Origin of the sequence: uncultured Alcanivorax sp. (genome assembly GCF_947258575.1) — a bacterium.
In the GTDB taxonomy this organism is placed as follows: domain Bacteria; phylum Pseudomonadota; class Gammaproteobacteria; order Pseudomonadales; family Alcanivoracaceae; genus Alcanivorax.
Genome location: NZ_CAMYIV010000012.1, coordinates 479,812 through 501,369 on the forward strand (window position 1 = coordinate 479,812; position 21,558 = coordinate 501,369).

24 protein-coding genes and 1 riboswitch are annotated in these 21,558 nt (G+C 60.4%); of the genes, 9 read left to right on the top strand and 15 right to left on the bottom strand.

Annotated features, from left to right (window positions below; all coding sequences use genetic code 11):
• Nucleotides 1–35 precede the first annotated feature (35 nt).
• The 4 genes from Q0Y02_RS15730 to Q0Y02_RS15745 all read right to left on the bottom strand — a co-directional run bounded on the left by Q0Y02_RS15730 (nt 36) and on the right by Q0Y02_RS15745 (nt 5,434).
• Entirely contained in the window at nt 36–515 is a 480-nt protein-coding gene (locus Q0Y02_RS15730; RefSeq protein ID WP_297770568.1) for a hypothetical protein, read from the bottom strand.
• A gap of 255 nt (nt 516–770) precedes the next feature.
• Nucleotides 771–1,430, bottom strand: coding sequence for a dienelactone hydrolase family protein (locus tag Q0Y02_RS15735; protein ID WP_297770570.1), 660 nt, complete (start codon nt 1,428–1,430; stop codon nt 771–773).
• A 250-nt stretch (nt 1,431–1,680) separates the two neighbouring features.
• The gene (rapA, locus tag Q0Y02_RS15740; RefSeq protein WP_297770573.1) at nt 1,681–4,584 is read right to left on the bottom strand and encodes an RNA polymerase-associated protein RapA; all 2,904 of its coding nucleotides are present in this window, start codon (nt 4,582–4,584) and stop codon (nt 1,681–1,683) included.
• Nucleotides 4,585–4,648: 64 nt separating this feature from the next.
• Nucleotides 4,649–5,434, bottom strand: coding sequence for a helix-turn-helix transcriptional regulator (locus Q0Y02_RS15745; protein WP_297770576.1), 786 nt, complete (start codon nt 5,432–5,434; stop codon nt 4,649–4,651).
• A gap of 195 nt (nt 5,435–5,629) precedes the next feature.
• Between Q0Y02_RS15745 and Q0Y02_RS15750 the strand changes: the two genes are divergently transcribed.
• Genes Q0Y02_RS15750 through Q0Y02_RS15760 form a run of 3 tightly spaced genes read left to right on the top strand, consistent with a single transcriptional unit; the run spans nt 5,630 to nt 6,420 of the window.
• Nucleotides 5,630–5,977: a DUF4345 family protein gene (locus tag Q0Y02_RS15750; RefSeq protein ID WP_297770579.1), complete on the top strand. Its 348-nt coding sequence runs from the start codon at nt 5,630–5,632 to the stop codon at nt 5,975–5,977.
• A 51-nt stretch (nt 5,978–6,028) separates the two neighbouring features.
• A complete protein-coding gene (locus Q0Y02_RS15755; protein ID WP_035249151.1) occupies nt 6,029–6,208 on the top strand; it encodes a hypothetical protein in 180 nt (59 codons plus the stop codon).
• A 20-nt stretch (nt 6,209–6,228) separates the two neighbouring features.
• Nucleotides 6,229–6,420: a DUF1272 domain-containing protein gene (locus Q0Y02_RS15760; protein WP_297770585.1), complete on the top strand. Its 192-nt coding sequence runs from the start codon at nt 6,229–6,231 to the stop codon at nt 6,418–6,420.
• 109 nt (nt 6,421–6,529) lie between these two features.
• Here the strand turns inward: Q0Y02_RS15760 and uca are convergent, their stop codons facing one another.
• The 11 genes from uca to Q0Y02_RS15815 all read right to left on the bottom strand — a co-directional run bounded on the left by uca (nt 6,530) and on the right by Q0Y02_RS15815 (nt 17,543).
• The gene (gene uca / locus Q0Y02_RS15765; protein WP_297770841.1) at nt 6,530–10,120 is read right to left on the bottom strand and encodes an urea carboxylase; all 3,591 of its coding nucleotides are present in this window, start codon (nt 10,118–10,120) and stop codon (nt 6,530–6,532) included.
• 85 nt (nt 10,121–10,205) lie between these two features.
• Nucleotides 10,206–10,847: an urea amidolyase associated protein UAAP2 gene (locus Q0Y02_RS15770; RefSeq protein ID WP_297770588.1), complete on the bottom strand. Its 642-nt coding sequence runs from the start codon at nt 10,845–10,847 to the stop codon at nt 10,206–10,208.
• A gap of 46 nt (nt 10,848–10,893) precedes the next feature.
• Nucleotides 10,894–11,610 (bottom strand): urea amidolyase associated protein UAAP1, encoded by a 717-nt coding sequence (locus Q0Y02_RS15775; protein WP_297770591.1) that lies wholly within the window; start codon nt 11,608–11,610, stop codon nt 10,894–10,896.
• Between the two features lie 10 nt (nt 11,611–11,620).
• Nucleotides 11,621–12,412 (bottom strand): ABC transporter ATP-binding protein, encoded by a 792-nt coding sequence (locus tag Q0Y02_RS15780; protein ID WP_035249140.1) that lies wholly within the window; start codon nt 12,410–12,412, stop codon nt 11,621–11,623.
• A gap of 15 nt (nt 12,413–12,427) precedes the next feature.
• The gene (locus Q0Y02_RS15785) at nt 12,428–13,246 is read right to left on the bottom strand and encodes an ABC transporter permease subunit (protein ID WP_035249136.1); all 819 of its coding nucleotides are present in this window, start codon (nt 13,244–13,246) and stop codon (nt 12,428–12,430) included.
• 84 nt (nt 13,247–13,330) lie between these two features.
• A complete protein-coding gene (locus Q0Y02_RS15790) occupies nt 13,331–14,395 on the bottom strand; it encodes a putative urea ABC transporter substrate-binding protein (protein ID WP_297770597.1) in 1,065 nt (354 codons plus the stop codon).
• A gap of 56 nt (nt 14,396–14,451) precedes the next feature.
• Nucleotides 14,452–14,594, bottom strand: a riboswitch (guanidine-I (ykkC/yxkD leader).
• Nucleotides 14,595–14,837: 243 nt separating this feature from the next.
• A complete protein-coding gene (locus Q0Y02_RS15795) occupies nt 14,838–15,623 on the bottom strand; it encodes a dienelactone hydrolase family protein (RefSeq protein ID WP_297770599.1) in 786 nt (261 codons plus the stop codon).
• A 23-nt stretch (nt 15,624–15,646) separates the two neighbouring features.
• The gene (locus Q0Y02_RS15800) at nt 15,647–15,961 is read right to left on the bottom strand and encodes a hypothetical protein (RefSeq protein WP_297770602.1); all 315 of its coding nucleotides are present in this window, start codon (nt 15,959–15,961) and stop codon (nt 15,647–15,649) included.
• Nucleotides 15,962–16,039: 78 nt separating this feature from the next.
• Entirely contained in the window at nt 16,040–16,582 is a 543-nt protein-coding gene (locus Q0Y02_RS15805; protein ID WP_297770605.1) for a glutathione peroxidase, read from the bottom strand.
• 71 nt (nt 16,583–16,653) lie between these two features.
• Nucleotides 16,654–17,016, bottom strand: a complete 363-nt coding sequence (locus Q0Y02_RS15810) for a HopJ type III effector protein (RefSeq protein ID WP_297770607.1) — start codon at nt 17,014–17,016, stop codon at nt 16,654–16,656.
• Nucleotides 17,017–17,147: 131 nt separating this feature from the next.
• Entirely contained in the window at nt 17,148–17,543 is a 396-nt protein-coding gene (locus Q0Y02_RS15815; RefSeq protein WP_297770610.1) for a hypothetical protein, read from the bottom strand.
• A gap of 69 nt (nt 17,544–17,612) precedes the next feature.
• On the opposite strand from Q0Y02_RS15815, the gene Q0Y02_RS15820 reads away from it, so the two are divergent.
• The 6 genes from Q0Y02_RS15820 (at nt 17,613) to Q0Y02_RS15845 (ending at nt 21,283) form a co-directional block, all read left to right on the top strand.
• Nucleotides 17,613–17,933 (top strand): GIY-YIG nuclease family protein, encoded by a 321-nt coding sequence (locus Q0Y02_RS15820; protein ID WP_297770613.1) that lies wholly within the window; start codon nt 17,613–17,615, stop codon nt 17,931–17,933.
• Nucleotides 17,917–18,507: a LemA family protein gene (locus tag Q0Y02_RS15825; protein ID WP_297770616.1), complete on the top strand. Its 591-nt coding sequence runs from the start codon at nt 17,917–17,919 to the stop codon at nt 18,505–18,507. Before Q0Y02_RS15820 ends, Q0Y02_RS15825 begins: the two co-directional genes overlap by 17 nt.
• A gap of 266 nt (nt 18,508–18,773) precedes the next feature.
• Complete coding sequence (locus tag Q0Y02_RS15830; RefSeq protein ID WP_297770618.1) at nt 18,774–19,487, top strand: YgcG family protein; 714 nt, start codon at nt 18,774–18,776, stop codon at nt 19,485–19,487.
• Nucleotides 19,487–20,098, top strand: a complete 612-nt coding sequence (locus tag Q0Y02_RS15835) for a TPM domain-containing protein (RefSeq protein ID WP_297770621.1) — start codon at nt 19,487–19,489, stop codon at nt 20,096–20,098. The genes Q0Y02_RS15830 and Q0Y02_RS15835 overlap by 1 nt, the downstream gene beginning before the upstream one ends.
• Before the next feature lie 280 nt (nt 20,099–20,378).
• Nucleotides 20,379–20,591, top strand: coding sequence for a hypothetical protein (locus Q0Y02_RS15840; protein ID WP_035249117.1), 213 nt, complete (start codon nt 20,379–20,381; stop codon nt 20,589–20,591).
• A 164-nt stretch (nt 20,592–20,755) separates the two neighbouring features.
• Nucleotides 20,756–21,283 carry a hypothetical protein gene (locus Q0Y02_RS15845; protein ID WP_297770624.1) on the top strand — a complete coding sequence of 176 codons (528 nt, stop codon included), beginning with the start codon at nt 20,756–20,758 and terminating at the stop codon, nt 21,281–21,283.
• Nucleotides 21,284–21,558 lie beyond the last annotated feature (275 nt).

A 21,558-nucleotide genomic window follows, 5' to 3' on the forward strand; every position in this document is an offset into this window, starting at 1 on the left:
AACTTTCAACTTTGAACTTTAAACTGATCACGGCGTTAACGAATCCCGAACACATCAATGATGGTCTGGGTGGCGTCCATGATTCTCACTGCCTCATTGTCGATGATCACATCAGTCACCCCGTCAATACGGCGCATGCCGTCGTACACCGGCAGACGCTGCCCGTGGTAGTAGAGATCATCGGGCAGGGTGCGGCCAACCTGGAGTTTCTTCTGCCAACCCGGCGGCAGCTGGCCGCCGCGGGCCACTTTCTTTTGTAGGCCCGGCGGCAAGGACTGGTAATCCCTGTTGCTCAGATGGCGTCGCAGAGCGTCGCGTTCACGGTCGCTGTAGCGGTAATCGCGGTAATCCCGGTGGCGGTCATCACGGCGGTATTCCCGCTCGTGGCTTTCCTGTTGCTGTCCCGCCGGGCCTTTTCCCTTGCCGGCCCAGGCCGGTGGCTGCGCCAGGCTGGCCACTGGCAAACTCAGTGCGCTGCCCAGCAGTAACAGCTTGGGTAATGTGGTTACGTTCATCGCTATTCCTCACTTATACGACAGGCTTGTGTCTATCTGACAACAACACGCGGCGTTTTGCTGTGACAAGCGTTGTTTGAAGCGTAAAACGTCGTAACGCCTGGCGTCTGTGGGGCATGGCGGTCGTGAAAGGAGGGAATGCAATAAAATGCATTTTTGAGGAGGCGTTTGCACGGGCTACTGCAGGCTATAGCGATCCCCGCAGTCGCCATGCGGGCAAAGCGACTGCGGGGAGGGGATATGCAGTGGTGATGGTCAGGCCGCGAGGACCTTACTCAGCCATTGCCCGATATCACGAATCTGCTCCAGGCAGACCATATGCTCCATGGGGTAGGTGAGGTACTCCGGTGCATAACCCAGGCTGGTCAGGGTGTCTGCTGCCCGGCGGCCGAGCACTTCCGGCACCATGGGGTCCTGGCTGCCGTGGCAGATCATCACCGGCAGGGACGCATTGGCGGTAGAGGGGGTGACCGGCATGGCCATATAGGTGGACAGGGTCAGCAGGCCGGCCAGCTGTTGTGGGTAGCGCAGCGCGGCCTGATAGGCCACCGCACCGCCCTGGGAGAAGCCGGCGATGACGATCCGGTGGGCGGGAATGCCACGCTGTATCTCCCGTTCGATCAGGGCATCCACGGCATCCGCGGACGCCAACACCCCGGCCTCGTCCACCTTGCGGTCGATATCCATGGCGAGAATGTCGTACCAGGCGGGCATCACCATGCCGCCGTTGACGGTGACGGGAATCTCCGGCGCATGGGGAAACACAAAACGCACATCCAGCCCGGCGGGCAGCTGCAACTCCGGCACGATGGGCTCGAAATCATGACCACTGGCCCCCAGGCCATGCAGCCAGATCACGGTAGCCGTGGCGTCGCCTGCCGGCTCGATTTCCACACACTTCAACAGTTCGCTCATGCTTTGTCCTTGTCTGGTCGGAGGGGAATTTCCCGCCCGGCGAATGAGTGACATTGTAGGAGCTATGCTTGCATGGCGAACCGGCTAGCGGGCCGACCTGCGGTCGGGTTCGCCATGCAAGCATGGTTATTCGCTTCGCTCACCCTTCGGGCCGCACGGAACTACATGCGTTACTCCGCTACGCTCCGTTCCTACGATAGAGGCATTGGGTAGCGCGGTGGTGTCGTTGGGGCAGCGCAACAGCCTGTGCTTAAACCCCGCCGGCCACAATCACGCGCACGGCTTCCAGCTGACAGCGGGCTTCGCCGAGCACTTTCTCCAAGGCTTCAGTCTGGGCTTCCAGGGCCTGGATTTCCTCGTCTCGCACCGCCGGGTTCTTGGCCTGCAGCGCCTTCAGGCGAGCCAGTTCATGGCCCTGTTCCAGGCGCATTTTTTCCAGAGCCCCGTCGATGGTGCCGCGGGCTTCTTCGGCGGCGCGGGCTTCATCGGCCTTGAGCAGTTTATCCAGTAGCGGTTTCTGGCTGCCGACGATCTTGCGGCTCAGCGGCTTGTCCATCTTGTGGCACTGCTGGCTGAGCCCGTCGTGGCTGATTGCCTGGCTGATGTTCTTGCCGTTGGCATCGAGCAGGTGGCGAATCACCGAGGTAGGCAGGAAGCGGTCCGCCTGCAGGTATTTAGGCGCCACGGCATCAATGGTGTAGATGGCCTCGATCAACAGGGTGCCGGGGTTGATCTTGGGGTTCTTCAGCAGGCTCACGGCGGCCTTGCCACGGTGTTCGGTGAGCAGCATTTCCAGGCTGCCGGTGACCATGGGGTGTTCCCAGGTGAGGAACTGCATGTCATCCCGAGCCAGGGCCGTGGCCCGGCTGTCGGTCATGGTGATCCCTTCTTCCGGAAGCCCCGGGAAGGCATCACGCATGTGCTGGCCGGGCTTGAGGATCACGGCGGTGTCGGAATGGTCTTCCTGATCCACACCATAGCGGTCGAATACGCGTTGCATGAAGGGCAGGGGGCTGTCGTCGTCACAGTCCGCCAGGGCCTGTTTCAGTTGTTCGGCCCGCTCGCTGTCAAAGGAGCTCAGTTCCAGCAGCCGGTCGCGGCCGGTTTCCATCAGGGTGTGCAGCTCATCGGCAACGGTGCGGGTTTCCGCCACCAGGGCATCAATGGCGGTGTATTCCGGGTCGCCACACAGTAGTGGCTCCAGAGCATCGCGGCTGCGCAGGTAGATATCGTGGCCAGCCGGGTTGGTGTGTTCGAAGGCGTCCATGCCTTCGTGATACCAGCGGAACAGCACTTCCTGGGCGTGGGCCTCGAAGTAGGGCACATGGATCTGGATGTCTTCGGTCTGGCCGATACGGTCCAGCCGGCCGATACGTTGTTCCAGCAGGTCCGGGTTCAGCGGCAGGTCCAGCAGTACCAGATGGTGGGCAAACTGGAAGTTACGGCCTTCGGAGCCGATTTCAGAACAGATCAGCGCCTGGGCACCATCCACATCATCGGCGAAGAAGGCGGCGGCGCGGTCGCGCTCGATCAGGTCCATGTCTTCGTGGAACATGGCCACGTTCATGCCCAGCTTGTAGTTGCAGTGAGCATGCAGATCGGTGGCGGTGTGCCGATTGGCGCAGATCACCAGCACCTTCTCTTTGCGGTGCTGTTTGAAGAACTGCTCCAGCCAGTTCACCCGCGGGTCCAGGGTGCACCAGCGATCGTCATGGAACAGGGTTTCCGGGTGCAGGTGACCTTCCCGCTCCTCGTCGCTTTCGTAGTGGTACTCCTCCGGCAGGGGAAGCGGAATGCCGTGGACGTGGCGCGCCGGGAAGCCGGCAATATTGTGGCGGGTGTTGCGGAACATCACCCGGCCCGGGCCGGAGCGGTCCAGCAGTTCGGCCAGGATCGCCTCACGCTGGTCTTCGCTGATGGTCATGTCCGGCAGCAGGCGGGCCGCTTCGGCTTTCAGGTCTGCGGACCAGCTGGCCTCGTCATGGAGCTTGCCGGCCAGGCTGGCGATTTCCTGGTAGTGAGACTGCTCCTCGCGGAAGGCGTCCAGGCTCGGGTAGCGATCCGGGTCCAGCAGGCGCAGGCGGGCATAGTGGCTTTCCAGGCCGAGCTGTTCCGGGGTGGCGGTGAGCAGCAGCAGGCCGCGGGCCTGGCGGGCGATGGTTTCCACCCGCTGGTAGTCGTCGCTGGGGGCATCCGGTGCCCATTCCAGGTGGTGGGCTTCATCCACTACCAGCAGATCCCAGTCCGCTGCCGCCAGCTGGTCGATGTCGCACTCGGCAAGAAAATCGGTGCTGCACAGGATCAGCTGTTCACTGAGGAAAGGGTTGTCCCAGGTCTGCTGCGCGTCTTCTTCGTTATCCTCGTCCTCGCTTTCCGCCGCCGCTTTTTCCTCTTCGATAATCTGCGCCAGCATGTCCTTGATGCTGGTTTGCGGCTGCAGAGCGTTGAGCCGTTCCGCATCGAAAATGGAAAAGTGCAGATTGAAACGACGCACCATTTCCACAAACCACTGGTGCACCAGCGGCGAAGGCACCACCACCAGCACCCGTTTGGCGCGGCCGCTGAGCAATTGCTGATGGAGAATCAGACCGGCTTCGATGGTCTTACCCAGGCCGACTTCGTCGGCGAGTAGTACACGGGGAGCGAAGCGATTGGCCACCTGGTCGGCAATGTAGAGCTGGTGGCCGATCAGGTCGATGCGCGGGCCACGCAGCCCCTTGATGGTGGACTGCTGTTGCTGGCAGTGCGCGTTCAGCGCATCCACACGCAGTTCAAACCAGCGATTGGAGGACAGCTGGTTGGACAATAGGCGGTCCAGCGCGGTGGTCAGGCGCAGTTTGTGGCCCAGATGGGTTTCCGGCACCGGCTGTATATCTTCCGGCTGGCCCAGCGGGTGAGCCATGTAGACCTTGAGGCCGTTGAGTTCGTTGACCTCGGTAACCACCAGCTCCAGTTCGTCGGCGGTGCGGATGGTGTCGCCGGTGCTGAAGATGACCCGCGACAGGGGCGCATTGTTGATGGCGTAGGTGCGCTCCTCTTCTACCGCCGGGTAGCCCACGGTGACCAGTCGGTAATCCAATTCCTTGATGATGCCGAGGCCCAGTTCGGTTTCGGATTCGCTCAGCCAGCGCTGGCCGGGGGTAAAATCAGTCATTATCACTGCCGGTTGATTCTCGGGGGGCGAATTATACGGGTTTGCGCCTGCCCCTTCGATGGGCTTATTGAATCTGCTTGCGAAACCAGCGGCGGGTGGCGTCATCGGCGGGGAAATAATGCTCGATACGCAGCTCTTCCATCACCACATCCAGAGCGGTGCCGAAACTGGCCAGGGTGGAGAAACTGCGCAGGCGCTGCCCGGCCAGGTCAATCTCCAGGGCCAGCATGGGCTCACTGCGGTCACCGGGCGGCTCCTGGTGGAGCAGAGCCTCCACATCTGCCAGTTCACCCAGGCGTTTGAGTAGGCTAGCCAGCCGCGGATCCGGTCTCGCCTGGTGGTCCCGGTGCAGGCGCCGTAACAGAAAGCTCGCCACGTCCTCCCAATTGACCAGAAAGGGCCGGTAGCCCTGGGGGTGAAACACCAGCTCCACCACATTGGCGGTCTGTGGGAAGGGGCCGCGCTCCTGCATCATCAGGCTCATCAGTTGTTGCTGGGCCTGATTGGCCATCAGTACATTCCAGTGGGCATCGAGCACCACGGCAGGGAAGGGGTTGTGATTGACCAGCATGATCTCCAGCGCCTGGCGCACTGGTGCCATGGCGTCGCTGTCCAGATCGGTGTTGCTGAAGGCCGGAGCATAGCCGGCGGACAGCAGCAGCCGGTTGGTGTCCCGGCAGCTCAGCTCCAGCTCCATGGCCAGCCGCTTGAGCATAGGGGCGCTTGCCTGGCTGCGGCCGGTTTCGATAAAGCTCAGGTGACGGCTGGACACCTCCGCACGCAGGGCCAGATTCAGTTGGCTCAGTCGCCGTGTCTTGCGCAGTTCAGCGAGTATCTGTCCGGTTTGCATGGGCTCTCCTGGAGCGGGGTTGTCTGAGTTCCGGTTAAGCATGAAAGAGGGCGGCAGGCTTCACCATTACCTCTGAGGTAATTGTTTCTCTTCCCTGATCAGCGGACTCTGATCTGAATCTATCCTAACCATACCGGCGGCGCACTCTGTCTGGACGTGCTTCCGGCTACCGCTATCTGAATAGGGGAATTACCGATGATCCTGATTACTGCAATCGCCTTTCTCGCCATGGGCCTGCTGGCGCTGATCGCTCCGCAAAGAATAACCGGAATGGTGGATCTGCCCACATTACCCATGGCCGCGCGCAACGAGGCCAGAGCCGTGTATGGAGGGTTTGGTGTCGCCATGGGCGCCCTGCTGTTATTGAGTGGCCATTGGCCGCACTGGCAGCCGGGGGTGGTGTTGACGGTCGGTGTGGCCCTGTTGGGCATGGCGGTGGGTCGTCTGGTTGCCTGGGGGGTTGATGGTCGGCTGGAGCGGTTTCCGGCCCTGTTTCTTGTCGGCGAGGTGGTGCTGGGGATTGGGTTATTGCTGGCGCTTTGAACGGGAAATTACGCTATCCTCGGTGGATCGTTATCAAGATGTAATGTGGTCATGGGCGATATTCTGCCGTTCAAAAAACCGGAAAAGAAAACCCCGCGCAAAGGCATGTGCCAGCATGGCTTTCATAAGTGGGTGGTGTGCAAGGACAAGCAATTCGATGTGAAGCAGGGAAAGCTGGTGACGGTGTATCGTTGCGAACGCTGCAACAAACAGAAAGTGAAGGCGCATTAGCAGCCTGCAAGGACGTTCCCATGCTGAAAATGAAAACACAGTGCGAGACCTGCCAGCGTTCCCTGCCGGCCCTGGCAGAAGCTTACATCTGTTCCTACGAATGCACGTACTGTGTGGATTGTTGCACCGTTCATGCCAGCCGTTGCCCCAATTGCCGGGGGGAACTGGTGCGCCGCCCCCGTCGTCAGGAGGCCAGTAATGAAGGCGGTTGAACCGGTCTGGCTTGGTGCGAATGCTGCGATGGTAATGGCCGGGCACCGAGCCTGATCTTCAATCCTTCCCTCTCCGCCCTTGAGAGGAGACGGGGGATGTCTGATCGCTTCAGTCCAGCACCATGATCGCCTGGCCGGCATTGATCTGCTGGCCTTCCTGCCGGGTGATGGCCACCACCTTGCCGCTCTGCGGGGCACTGATCTCGATTTCCATCTTCATGGATTCAAGCACCGCCACCACATCGCCTTCCTGCACGGTATCGCCTTCGGCCACGTTCAGCTTCCAGATGTTGCCGGCCACTGGGGATTCCACCGGGGTGCCTTCCACCGGCTCGGCGCTGTTGTCCGCATCCAGATCCTGCTCGGACTGGAAGTTGATCTGGCCGCTGGCCACCCAGCGTTGCAGTTCTTCATCGAAGGCCCGATTGCGGGCGTCGGTGAAGGTGGTGATGTCCTGCTGGTTGTCATCAAGAAACTGCTGGTAGTCCTTCTGGCTGAAGGTGGTCTCTTCGATGCGGATCGGGTACTGGCCCTTGGGAAAATCCCGACGAATCTGATTGAGTTCCTCGTGGCTCACCTCGTAGAAACGAATCTGATCGAAGAAGCGTAGTAGCCAGGGCTGATCAAACGCTTCGGTCTGCCGGTAACGGTTCCACATCTGCAGGGTGCGGCCGACAAACTGGTAACCGCCGGGACCTTCCATGCCATACACGCACAGGTAGGCGCCGCCGATGCCCACGGAGTTTTCCGCGGTCCAGGTGCGGGCCGGGTTGTACTTGGTGGTCACCAGCCGGTGGCGGGGGTCGTAAGGGGTTGCCACCGGCGCGCCCAGATACACATCGCCCAGTCCCATCACCACATAGCGGGCACTGAACAGGATCTCCTTGACGTCATCGATACTGTCGAGGCCGTTGATGCGGCGAATAAATTCCAGATTGGACGGACACCAGGGCGCATCCTTGCGCACCGACTGCATGTATTTTTCGATAGCCTGATGGCAGGCCTGGTCATCCCAGCTCAACGGGATATGCACGATGCGCGAGGGCACCTCCAGATCGTCCTGCTGTTGCAGGGCATGTTCTGCCTGGGCCAGCTTTTCCAGCAGATCAGTGCGGGGCAGTTGTCGCGGATCGAAATGAATCTGCAGGGAGCGAATGCCCGGGGTCAGTTCGATGACGCCATCGAGTTGCTGTTCCTGCAGCCATAGCATCAGCGCATGGGCACGGAATCGCAGGCGCAGGTCCAGCACCAGGGGGCCGTATTCCACCAGCAGGTAACGGTCACCGGCGGCCCGGTAGACCACCTCCACGCCGGCGTCGCTTTCGCTCAGACGATTAAGAATCGGGGTGGTGATCGGGGCCGGGCTGACCTGTTGTTGCGGTGCGCTCAGGGCGGCCACACAGGCGTCCTGTTCTGCGGCCAGCGCATCCGCATCGGCCAGACTGATAGCCTCAAAGCGCAGGGTGTCGCCGGCCTTCAACTGACCCAGTTTCCAGCGGTCCGCCAGGATCACCGTGGCCGGGCAGACAAAGCCGCCCAGGGAGGGGCCGTCCGGGCCCAGGATCACCGGCATGTCACCGGTGAAATCCACCGTACCCACGGCGTAGGCATTGTCATGGATGTTGGACGGGTGCATGCCGGCTTCGCCGCCGTCACTGCGGGCCCAGCCAGGCTTGGGGCCCACTAGGCGCACGCCGGTGCGGCTGGAGTTGTAGTGCACCTGCCAGTCGGTGCTGAAGAACATGGCCATGTCGTCGTCGGTAAAGAAGTCCGGCGCACCGTGGGGGCCGTAGATCACGCGAAGGGTCCACTGGTTGTTCAGCGCTGGCTTCAGATTTTCCGGCACCACAAGATCGCTGCCGGCGCCGTTGTCCGGGGAGAAGTGCAGCACATCTCCGGTGCGCAGGGCGCGACCCCCATGGCCACCGAACTGACCCAGGGTAAAGGTGCTGCGCGAGCCCAGATAAGGGGAGCACTGGATGCCACCGGCAATGGCCAGGTAGGCACGGGCGCCTTCGCCGACCACCTTGCCCAGCTTCAGGGTCTGGCCCGGCTGTATGGCAATGGCGGTATAACCGGGAACCGGGTTGCCATCCAGGGTTGCCTGCATGTCTGCCCCGGTGAGGGCGATGCGGGTGACCTGATTAAATTTCAGGGTCGGGCCGTTGAGAGTGAACTCCAGCCCCGCCGCCTTTTCCTCGTTGCCCAGCAGGCGATTGCCCAAACGAAAACTCAGGGCATCGAAAGGGCCAGACGGCGGTACGCCCACCGGCCAGTAACCACTGCGCCCGGGGTAATCCTGCACCGTGGTCAGGGTGCCGCCGGCCAGCACGTCCAGAGTGAACGGCTGGTAGGTGAAGTCGTTCAGGTAGCGGGTGGTCATCTGGCCGTCGGCAAACACCGGGTCGGCAAGAATGCTGCGCAGATAATCACGATTGGTTTCGATGCCTTCGATACAGGTTTCTTCCAGGCTCTTGTCCAGGGCGGCCAGCGCCGCGTCGCGGCTGGCTTCATGAACAATCACCTTGGCCAGCATGGGGTCGAACAGAGGCGAGACGGTGAGCCCGGCTTCGATCCAGTGATCAATACGCAGTGCCTGGCCGTCGGCCTGGGGAAAGGTGACGGCGGTGAGCAGCCCGGCGCTGGGCTGGAAATCCTTGTTGGGATCTTCCGCATACAGCCGCGCCTGGATGGCATGGCCGCACACGGTCAGGTTGGCGGCCAGGGTATCCAGCGATGGCAACTCACCGGCGGCCAGTTTCAGCATCCATTCCACCAGGTCTACGCCGTAAACCTGTTCGGTGACGCCGTGCTCCACCTGCAGGCGGGTATTCACTTCCAGAAAATAAAAGGCGTTGCTGTCCTGGTCGAGAATGAATTCCACGGTGCCGGCATTACGGTAGCTGACTGCTTCCATCAGTGCCTTGGCGGTGGCCTGCAGTTCGCTGCGAACCGCATCGGGTAGGTTGGCGGCGGGGGTTTCTTCCAGCACTTTCTGGTGGCGGCGCTGGGCGGAGCAATCGCGCTCGCCGAGGGTGACCGCATGGCCCTGACCATCACCGAAAACCTGCACCTCGATATGACGGGCACGGGCGATATATTTTTCGATAAAAACGCCATCGTTGGAAAAGTTGTTGGCGCTCAATCGGCGCACCGTGTCCCAGGCCTTGTCCAGGCTGGCGGCGCTTTCACAGATCTGCATGCCGATGCCGCCACCACCGGCGGTACTTTTCAGCATCACCGGATAGCCGACATTGTCTGCGGCTGCCAGGGCCGCCTCTTTGTCGGTGAGCAGATCGGTACCGGGCAGCAGGGGGACGCCGGTGTTTTGCGCCAGCGCACGGGCAGTGTGTTTCAGGCCGAAGGTGTCCATCTGTTGTGGCGTCGGGCCGATAAAGGCAATGCCACGGGCTTCGCAGCCCTGCACAAAATCCGGGTTTTCACTGAGAAATCCGTAGCCGGGATGCACCGCCTCGATGCCGTGCTGTTCCATCAGGGCAAACAGGGCATCCTGATTCAGATAGGTGTCGCGGGCACTGCCTTCACCCAGACAGTAGGCCTCGTCGGCCTGGGTCACATGCAGGGAATCCCGGTCTGCTTCCGCATAGACGGCCACGGCGGTAACGCCGATTTTTTTCAGGGTGGCAATAACACGGGTGGCAATGGCGCCTCGATTGGCAATCAACACTTTGTTGAACATGGCGATGTCTCTTTGACGGCTGACGGGTCGTCCCGTCATGGCATTCTCTGGCCGCCGGGGTCGTCCCCGGGGAAATGCGGATAAATCAGTGATTCCAGATCAGCACTTCAATGGGTGTGGGGTTGTAGCCGTTGCAGGGATTGTTGAGCTGCGGGCAGTTGGAAATCAGCATCACCACATCCATGCAGGCGGTCAGTTCCACATATTTTCCCGGGGCGGAAATGCCGTCCTCGAAGGTGAGGCCGCCGTCGGCGGTGACCGGCACATTCATGAAGAAGTTGATGTTATGGGTGATGTCCCGTTTGCCCAGATCAAACTCCGGGTGCTGGTTGACGGCCAGCATCCAGCTGTCCCGGCAGGCATGCATGCAGCGCTTTTCCAGGTCATAGCGCACGGTGTTGCTTTCCGTGGCGCAGGCGCCGCCGAGGGTGTCGTGGCGACCACAGGTATCGGCGACGATTTCCAGCAGCGGGTTGATGCGGTTGGACATCAGCACGCTACCGGCGGTGAGGTAGACGTTGCCCTGCTCGCGAATGGTATCCATGGCGCTGTAGCGTTCCGCCGGATCGGCGGCGCTGTAGAAAAGGGTGTCGGCGGCCTGGTTGCCTTGCAGATCGAGCAGGCGAACGGTCTGGCCTTTTTTTACCGTGTGAATGAAGTAATCCCCGGCGGCGACCACTTCACGGAAGCTGGCCTGTTCCGGTTGCCTTGGGCTTTCTTTGATCATGTTTCTCTCCTCTGGATCGCGCCGCCAGGGACGCTCCTACGGCGGGTTACAAACCGAGGTGGTACAGGCGATTGTTTTCAAAGGCCCGGCCGTTTTCCGGGCGAAAGTGTTTGCAGTAATCGTCGTCGGCCAGCGGGGCGGCTTTGAGCATTTCTACCTGTACCGGTTTCATCGGATAGTCTGCCGCCGGGTTCAGCGGGTGCGGGCAGGTATGCAGGATCACCAGGGTGTCCATCTCGAAGCGCAGGGTGACGCTGGCACCGGCGCGGGCGGCGCTGGCATCGAAGATCAGGTTGCCGTCATCGTCGGTGATGACTTTGGAAAAAAGATTCAGGTTGGCGGCCAGGTCCCGTTCGCCCAGGCCGTACTTGGCCAGTTCGGTAAGGAAACTGTGTTCGCCACTCAGGGTCCACTGGTTGTGACAATCCTGGTAGGAGCGCACCTGATATTTTTCCTTCAGACTTTTTTCGCTGAGCGTGCCGCAGACGGTGTCGTGCCAGCCGAAATCATCGTCGACCATGGAGGCAAACACCCGGCCCATGTCCGAGTAGAGGCAGTTGCCCCGGGTCAGCTTGAAGGTGTGCTGGCCTTTCAAGGTGTCCGGGGCGTTGTAGCGTTCCAGCAGGTCTTCCGGGTTGTACATCAGCAGGGACAGGTTGGCGCCACCTTCCACGTCGGTAAATCGCAGTTGCATGCCACGGCGTACCCGCATCGACCAGTGGGCGCTGCCGGGCAGGATGGTGGTGTAAAGACTGTCGCTCATCAGGCGCTCCTTAGAGGATGTCGTGGAGAACGCGGCTGGTATTGCCCACGCTTCGATTTATGTTTGTCAGGGTGCCGCTTTCGCAATCACCCACCGGCAGGTCGTAGGTCACCCGGGCGCCATAGGCACCGGGGGCCTGCGGGTCCAGGCGGGGCTTGTCGAACACCCACAGCCGGGTACCCAGGTAAAAGCCTTCGTTGATGTCATGGGTGATCATGAACACGGTGAGTCGCTGTTCTTTCCACAGCGACAGCACCAGCTTGTGCATGTCGGCACGAATGCCCGGGTCCAGGGCGCCGAAGGGTTCGTCCAGCAGCAGGATGCGGGGTTTCTTGATCAGCGCCTGAGCCAGGGCCAGGCGTTGTTGCATGCCGCCGGAGAGTTCATGGGGGTATTTGTCCACGGCGTGGCTGAGGCCCACGCTTTCCAGCATGGCCAGGGCGTCTTTTTGTAGTTGCTTGCGACGCTTGCCAAAACTGAAACCCAGCCAGGGGCTGTGCTGCAGTTCGCCGCCGAGCATGACGTTTTCCAGGGCGGTCAGATGGTTGAGTACCGAGTAGCGCTGGAACACGATGCCACGACTGTCGTCTGGTTCGCCGGGCAGGGGCTGGCCATCCAGCAGCAGTTCACCACGGCTGGCCTGTTCGGTGCCCAGCAGCAGTTTCAGGAAGGAGGTTTTGCCACAGCCGGAGGCGCCGACGATGGTGACGAACTCACCTTCCTGGACGGTGGCGTTGAGGCGTTCCAGCACTACCTGGTCGCCGTATTCCTTCCACAGGTTTTTCATTTCGATGATAGCCATTACCACGGATCTCCCTTAATGAGCCTGTTGATGGAACCAGGGGTAGCGCCATTGCGAGTAACGACGCAGAAGAAAGTCGATGGCAAAGGCCAGCAGGGTGATCCACACCACATAGGGCAGAATCACATCCATGGCCAGATAGCGCCGTACCAGGAAGATGCGATAGCCCAGCCCTTCGGTGGCGGCGATGGCCTCGGCGGCGATCAGGAACAGCCAGGCCGGGCCCAGGGACAACCGCACGGCGCCGATCAATCGCGGCATCAGTTGCGGCCATACCAGGCGGGTAATGATCTGCCAGGTATTGGCGCCCAGGGTTTGTAGCTTGATGATCTGCTCTTCCGGAATTTCCAACGCCCGTTGCTGCAGATCACGAATCAGAAAGGGGGTAATGCCGATGATGATCAGCATTACCTTGGCCAGTTCACCCAGGCCGAAAATAATGAACAGCACCGGCAGGATCGCCATGGGCGGTACCAGTGACAGGCCGGTCACCAGCGGTGACAGGGTCGAGCGGATATAGGGAATGGTGCCGTTGCCGATCCCCACCACCAGGGCAACCAGCGCACTGATGGCCACGCCGATGCCAAGCCGTTGCAGGCTGGCCAGGGTGTCGTTCAGCAACAGATAGTCGCCGCTGCGCTTGCTGGGTTCGAATGCCATACGCTGGATGGCGTCCACAAAACTGCCCAGCGCCGGCAGCAATTTGTCGTTGGGGTTTTCCGTCAGGCGTGCATCGGAGGCCACCATATAGACAATCAGCAGCAGCACGAAGGGCAGCAGGCCCAGTGCCCAGGCACCGACACGTCCCGGTTGACGGTTGATCAGTTTTTTCATGGCAATTCCCGGTGATTGAATTCGCAACAGGCCGGACCCCGCACGCTGGCGTGGTGCGTGCCAGCGTGCGACGTGTTTGCGGTGTTACAGCTTTCCTTCTGCTGCCATGGCCATGTAATCCGGGATAAAGCGCAGCGTTACATTGCTGTCGCTGCCATAGATGCCCGCCGGGGTTTCGATACCCACAAAGCCGGCATCCGGAGCGCCTTCACCCAACAAACCGTGCTGGAAGGAAAATTCCGCCACCTTCTGCATGGTGTCTTTCAGTGCCGGGCTGTTGACGAAGGCCACGGCCTCGGCGGGCTGGTAGAACATGCGGGTGGAATCCAGCTGGGCTTCATAGCCGGCCAGGTCGGTACCGGAGGCATTGGCCATGAAGGTACGGGCGGCCTTGCCGGCCTCATCATCGGCGGACATGGTGGCCATGATCTCGTACCAGGCACCGGTGAGCGCCTTGCCGAAATCCGGGTTGGCTTCCAGAGTGTCGGTGTTGACCACCATCAGGTCGATGATTTCACCGGGGATCTGCGCGGAGTCGAACACCTTGTGGCTGTCCGGCATGGCGGTGATTTCGCTGAGCAGCGGGTTCCAGGTAGCCACGGCGGTGACGCCTTTGGTGGTGAAGGCGGACACCAGATCTGCGTCCGAGGTATTCACCACGGTCAGGTCGCGCTCAGTCAGCCCCACGGTTTCCAGGGCACGGGCCAGCAGGTAGTGGGAAACGGACAGTTCTACCAGGTTGACCTGCTGGCCCTTGATGTCGGCCAGCTTGTCAGTGCCCTTGAGCACCACGCCGTCGTTACCGTTGGAGAAGTCACCCACGATCAGGGCGGTGGAATCCACGCCGCCGGCAGCGGGAATGGTCAACGCATCCATGTTGGTCATGGCGCAGCCGTCATAGGCACCGGCGGTGTACTGGTTGATGGATTCCACGTAGTCGTTGATCTGTACCACATCAATCTCGATGTCGTACTTGTTGGCCCACTTGTCGACGATCTTCTGTTGGGCGCCGTAATCCCACGGCATCCAGCCCACATAGATGGACCAGCAGACGCTGAAGGAATCTTTGGCCAGTGCGGTGACCGGCATCAGGGATGTGGACAGGGCAAGTGCTGCAACGGCAGCGGTCTTACGTACGGAAAGGGTCATCTCGGACCTCCTTGGCTACGGACGATGAGGAATCCAATGACAACGCGGTCATCGTGTCCTCCCGGGCTTTTGTCCCGCCGTGTAACCTTCAGCCGCATGTGCTGCGAAACGACTGCAAGAAGGTCGACTGCTCTCGGACCAGGCATCGGCTGCGCGCGGTTTGTTGGCGCAGGCGACCGGAACCCTAGCGGTCTATTGGTGCAACTTGTGTTGAGTTGGGAGCCTCTGAATGACCCCTTAAAGACTGAGCATCCAAGGAGTCACTTAGAGGCTCCCTAATGGCAACGTGGCCATTCGATTCCTCTTCTTTTGGTAAAGCAAAGGGGATGCCAAGTGGTGAGGCTGAGGAAAATCAGGGGGTTGGCGCAGAAGGAAAACGAATCGGGCAGAAAGGTGGGCAGTGACGGGGCATTGCCAACGGCAATGCCCCTAACTGGTGCGGTTATTCCGCGTGGGATTTATGTTCGATGAAATCCACCAGCGCTTTCCAGCTTACCTGGTCCGCATGGGCATCGTAGCCCACCGGCATGTCGAAGCGTTCCGCTACCGCATCCGCCTTCGGGTTGGTGAAGCTGTGCTTGACGCCGGGGAAGCTGAGCAGCTGGAAGTCGGCGCCGGCCTCGGTCATTTCCTTGACGAAACCGGTGACCTGTTCGGCAGGAATCATCGGGTCGGCCTGGCCGGTGGCGGCAAGAATGCGCGCCTTGATGTCACCCGGCTGGGCGGGAGTGTCGGTGCCCAGGGTGCCATGGAAGCTGGCCACGCCGGCCAGGTCGGTACCCATGCGGGCCTGGTTCAGTACCACGCCACCGCCGAAGCAGTAGCCGATGGCGAACAGACGGCCTGCTTCTACCTGCTGCTGTTTCAGCATCATCTTGCGGGCGGCTTCGAAGCGGGCGTTCATCTTTTCCGGCTCGGCCATGGCGGATTTCATGAAGGCTTCCGCATCCTTGGGGTGAGTGGCTACCTTGCCGGTGCCGTACATGTCCACCGCCAGGGCGGTGTAACCGGCCCGGGCCAGCATGCGTGCGCGATCGCGGGCGTAATCGTTCAGGCCCCACCATTCGTGGATCACGATCACCCCGGGCCCGGGTTTTTTCTGTTTGTCATTCAGGTACATGACGCCGGTGCCCAGATCGTCGGGCAGGGTGACCGGGGTTTCAATGATGTCGCTGAACGCGGTCTGACTCATCATAAACAGGGATACCAGCAGCAAAAGCCGTTTCATTGCAGATCCTTCTCAAGGTGTTATCAGTCGTGCCACACCCAGCGTAGCGGTTCGCCGAAATCATCATAAATCAGCTTGCGGGTGGGGCGGTTGGTGAGTCGTTGGCGGCGGGGTTTGTGCTTGCGCGCGTCGATGGTGGCGGCCACCTGGCTCAGATCGGTGCGCGGGGGCTGGCGGGGGCCGTTGAACAGCACAGTCTGGTGCCCTTTGCCGTGCACAGGATCGGTACCACTGACGCCACGGGGGATCTCCTTGATCTCTCCGCCCTTGGACAGATAGCGCTCCATATCGCGCTCAAGCTGATGGCGTTGCTGTTCTTTACTGCTGCGAACCTTCACAGGACTCACCGCCGGGTAATAATGGGTGACCGTTCACAATATCAGCCTCCGCCGGAGGCATCTACCTCCTGGCTGAGGTCACCGGTTCAATGCATCGCGGATGGCCGCTTCCAGCTCACCACCGCGCGGCTCCGCCGCTGCCGGGAAATGCCGAATAAGGGAGCCGTCTGCCGCTATCAGGTACTTGTTGAAATTCCAGCCCGGCGCCTGGGTGGCGGTGCCAAGGGCCTGGAATACCGGGTTGGCATTGTCGCCCTTTACCGAACTGGTGGCGGCCATGGGGAAGGTCACGCCGTAGTTCACATAGCAGACTTCCGCGGTATCGGACTCGCTGTTCAGCTCCTGGCGGAAATCATCCGAGGGGAAGCCCACCACAATCAGCCCCTGTTCCCGATAGCTCTGGTACAGCGCCTCCAGATCCTTGAACTGCGGGGTGTAGCCACACTGACTGGCGGTGTTCACCACCAGCGTCAGCTTGTTGCGGGTCAGGGCACACAGATCCAGCGTCTGCTGGGAATGCAGCTTTCTGACGGTGGTATCCAGAGCGTCGGCACAGCCGTCCGCCGCGTGAGCCACGGGGGTCAGTAACAACGCAAACAGCAGGCCCAGATAGCGCGCCATGATGATCTCTCCATGAAATTGTCTGCACAGGATTCACGAAAGCTGATCAAGATGGCGCGAAGGGGGTCACATTATCGAGGAACGAGGGCGTCGCCATCGAATTGCACCTGGCTCAGGCCGTGGCGCATGAAGGTGCGGATATTGGCGTGATCGGTGCCGTCCGGGTTGCCCTGAACGTCATGCCGATAGAAATGCCCGAAGCAGGCCAGGGTCTGGGCGTCTGACAGCTTGTTGAGTTTGGCGAAGGCAAAAATCTTGCAGGATCCCTCGTTGCTGCCGGCCTCATTCACCACCTGGTCACCGCCACTGCCGTTGGTAAAGCGGGTAGGGGTGTAGGTGTAGTGCTCGGCAATCACCTCTTGCACCTGCTCGAAGGCGACGGCATCGGGTACCAGGTTCAAGGCAAACATCAGGGTTTGAAGGGAATTGCTCATGGGGCGTCCTGTTCCGGTCAGTGAAAGGCGGAAGGGTAGCCGCATCATCGGAACAGGGGAAGGGGGCGGAACCGAAGCGGCTATCTGTGGAGCTGCATTCGCTGGTGGTCCCGCCCTCTACTGAGAGGCGGTTACTTAAGCGCCGGGTCTTTCGGCAGCACCATGCCGGTGCCCTGCAGCGGGTCACAGTTCTTTAGCACGACCTTGCCTTCGAGCATGTTGCCCCGGGAATATTCCTGGAAGATGCACTCGTTGGTTTGCGGATCGTAATTCTGGATCCACAGGTTGTCGCCCTTCCAGGTGGCACCGATGTGGTACTGCTCTTCAGGCACCTTGATGTTCATGGTGCCGCCAAAGCGTTTCACAAAAATCTGTTCCAGCCAGAAGTAGTAGGCCAGCGTGGCTACCAACCAGATCACGGCGGCAATAATCAGCGCCGGCTTCCATTTGCCCAGCCGCACGCCGATGCCAAACAGGGCACCGATGACGAGTACTGCAACGAGAAACCAGTAAAGGTAGGTAATCATTTTTTCATCCTTGTTGTCTTGAACGTCTCTGGCATCATAGCAGCCAGTAAAAAGTGGGATGTAAAAACCATGCAAGAGTGGTGGGTGTATATGCTGCGCTGTGCGGACCGGACGCTCTATACCGGTATCAGCACCGAGCCGGCTCGACGCCTTTACGAGCACAACCACAGCCCGAAAGGTGCACGTTACACCCGTGCCCGCCGGCCGGTACAGCCGGTGCTGCTGGTGCCCGCCGGTGATCGGGCCTCGGCCTCGCGGCTGGAAGCCCGCCTCAAGCGGTTGACCCGTGGCGAAAAACAGCAGTTACTGGCGAGCCTGCGCGACGACAAGCGCAAGGAACCGCTGTCATTCTGGATTGAAGGAGCAGAGAACCATGACACTTTGGCGTAGCCTTTTTCTGGTCATGCTGGCCGGCTGGCTCAGCGGCTGTGGCATCAACAACATTCCCACCTACGACGAACAGGTAAAAGCCGCCTGGTCACAGGTGGAAAACCAGTATCAGCGCCGGGCAGACCTGATCCCCAACCTGGTCAACACCGTGAAGGGCTATGCCAGTCACGAGAGGGAAGTGCTGGTGGACGTGACCGAGGCCCGGGCCAAGGTGGGCTCCATCCAGGTGGACGGCAGCATGCTCGAGAATCCGGAAAAACTGAAACAGTTCGAGCAGGCCCAGCGCCAGCTCGGCTCGGCCCTGCAACGGTTGATGGTGGTGGCGGAACGCTATCCGGACCTGAAAGCCAACCAGAATTTCCTGGCGCTGCAATCGCAGCTGGAAGGCACGGAAAACCGCATTAGCGTGGCGCGCCGTGATTACATCGCCGCCGTGCAGCAGTACAACACCGAAATCCGGACTTTCCCCGGGCGGCTGTGGCACAGCTTCCTGTACAGCGACATGGAAATGCGCGACACCTACGAAGCCACCGCGGAAGATGCGGATCAGGCGCCGGCGGTGAACTTTAACTAGGGCCTGCTCCCGCTATTTTTGTGGCCCCTGTTGCGGCCCAAAACGTGCCAATCTAGACGTGAGGAGAGATGTTTGGTTTTTCCAAATGAACGACGAACAACGCCGAGTGGCGCGTTTTGGGCCACAACCCGAAGGGCTGGGCCCTTTTCCGCCCAGCGAGCTGCTATCGCTGCTTATGTAGGCTGGCTACACGGCACAACGATAGCAACTCGCTGGACAAAAAATGACACCAGCAGGGGCTACAAAAATAGCGGGAGCAGGCCCTAATGCGCTTATTTACCCTGCTTATACTGCTTCTGTCGTCGCCCCTGTGGGCGGCGCCGGAATTTCCCGAACTTACCGGCCGGGTGGTGGACAACGCCAACCTGATGACCGCTGCCCAGCGCCAGAGCCTCACCCAGGCACTGGCCTCGGCGGAACAAAACACCTCCAACCAAGTGGTCGTGGTGACCCTGGCGGATCTGCAAGGTTATGAGATCGCCGATTATGGTTACCAGCTGGGCCGCCACTGGGGCATCGGCAGCAAGGAATCCGATAACGGCGTCCTGCTGATTGTGGCTCCCAAGGATCGCAAGGTGCGGATCGAAGTGGGTTATGGCCTGGAAGGGGTACTCACCGATGCGCTCTCCAGTGTCATCATCCAGCAGGAAATCCTGCCCGCCTTCCGCCAGGGGCAGTTTTATGGCGGCATCCAGGCCGGTGTCACCGCCATTCAGTCGGCCATCAAGGGCGAATATCAAGGCGAACGCCAGCCCCGCAACAAACCCAGTGGCCTCAAGGCCCTGCTGATCCTGATCGGCATGGTGGTGGTTACCTTCCTGCTGTCCTTTGGTGGCGGCGGAGGCCGGGGTGGCCGTCGTGGCGGTATGTTCCTGCCGGTGCCCATGGGCGGCTTCGGCGGCGGTGGTGGTTTTGGTGGCGGCGGCTTCGGCGGCGGCGGTGGTGGATTCGGAGGCGGTGGCGCCTCGGGAGGTTGGTAATGTTGCTGGATAAAAACGCACAGGAAACCCTGTCCCAGACCATCGGTGAACAGGAAAAACGCACCGACGCGGAGCTGGTTACGGTACTGGCTCGCCAGGCCGACGATTACCGCTACGTGACCCTGCTGTGGGCAGCGCTGCTGTCCCTGCTGGTGCCGGTGGCTTTGCTGTTCCTGCCGGTCTGGCTGACTCCCTTTGAAGGTCTGCTGCTGCAATGGGGCGTGCTGCTGGTGCTGGCGGTACTGTTCCGGCTCAAGCCGGTGCAGTTCCGGGTGGTGCCGCGTCGCCTGCAACGCATGCGCGCCGCTGGCCTGGCCCGGCAGGCGTTCCTGGAGCAGGGCCTGCACCGCACCCGTGGCGGCACGGGTCTGCTGATCTTCGTCAGCGAAGCGGAACACTACGTAGAAATCCTGGCGGACCAGGGCATCGCCCGTCATGTGGACGACAGCGAGTGGCAGACCATCGTGGATGCCTTCATCGCCCGCGTGAAAGCCGGCCGGGTGGCCGAGGGCTTCCAGGAATGCGTGGCCGCCTGCGGTGACAAACTGGCCACCCATGTGCCTGCCACGGAACAAAAAAATGAGCTGCCAAACCACCTGATCATGCTCTGACCGACGAATGGTTAACCCCTTAATTTTCCTGATAAAAGCCTGCCCTGTGCAGGCTTTTTTACTGTTAAATCAGGCATTTGACCGAATTCGCATTTTCTTGAATATGAGCAAACAGGGTTATTGCACCTGGTAAAGGCTTCCGGTAACAAGAGAGAGCAAAGGTAAAACGCACGAATAAAAATACCGGCTCACCCCGAACAAGGACTGAGCGGTCGTCACCTCAAAGCAGGGTCGCCATGGGCCTTGATGTAGCTGCTTTGACACAGCGAGGAGAGAGACGATGAGACTGTTTCGCGAAAAGAGCGCTGCTGCCATCCCCCCGGTGTTGATCACCGAGTCCAACGACGTGGAGCGCCTCAAAGCCATTGCCCGCAACACCGCCGCCTTCGATCTGGGCGTCCAGGATGTGGAGTGGGAGAACGACCTTCCCGATGATCATGGCTGCATGAGGCTGAAACTCAGCGGCGATTACTACTTCGTGATCCGCCCCTGAGAGTATTGTTGATCTTGCGACATACCCTGACGTCTGCAATCGGAGAGCAGTAACCCTTCATAGGCGAACACTCAGGCGCCCGCAGTAGCATTTGTCCCTCTGGCATCCTTCCTGCCTCGTGATAAAGTCGTACCTGAATCAATAATGATCGCAGGGAGCGACACATGAAAACCCCTTTGCTTGCTACCACCGCCATCCTCGGCGCTATCACTCTTTCCACCCCAGTCTTTGCTTCTCACAGTGTCTATGGCGTCCTCAAGGGCGGCTGGACCGACCTGGATGACCGGGATCTGCCCTCCGACGTCGACACCACCGATTACACCTTTTCGCTGCTGGGTGGCGTCAGCTTTCCCCTGGCACGCGATACCTTCTCCGTCGGCGTGGAAGGCGGCGCGGTGTGGCTGGGTGACTATGGCGACAGCAATGAAGTCGGTATTTCCGGCATCGAAGCCGCCGCCATCGGCAAGGCCCGCATCGCCACCGGCACCGACCTGTTCCTGCGCGCCGGCAGCCTGGCCTGGGACGCAGAATTCGACCACGGCACCGACGAAGACGGCGTCGACGCATTCTGGGGCGCCGGCTTCACCTACGGCCTCGACAACCTGAAATTCCGCGGCAGCGTGGACCGCTATTCACTGGATGAGGTGGATGTGGAGGCGTATACGCTGGGGTTGGAGTATCGGTTTAACTGAAAGCGGGAACGGCTTTCCTCTCTAAAATGAGAAAAGATGAGGCTGACGTTTTGTCAGGTTCCCTTTTTAATCTGGTACCTAATGAGGGCTCGCTAATAGGAGTCATAGTCATGGCTTAAGTCTGGCTCACTAGCGCCAGTCCAGAGTGGCTCTAGCCTTGACTGACCCATCATCATATTCAATGAATACATTTCCAGACAGCGATTGAGAAGTAACTGGTATGCAATTTTTGTCTTTTGGGGATGGTGCTGGGTGCGGCAACGCTAAGAATGAGG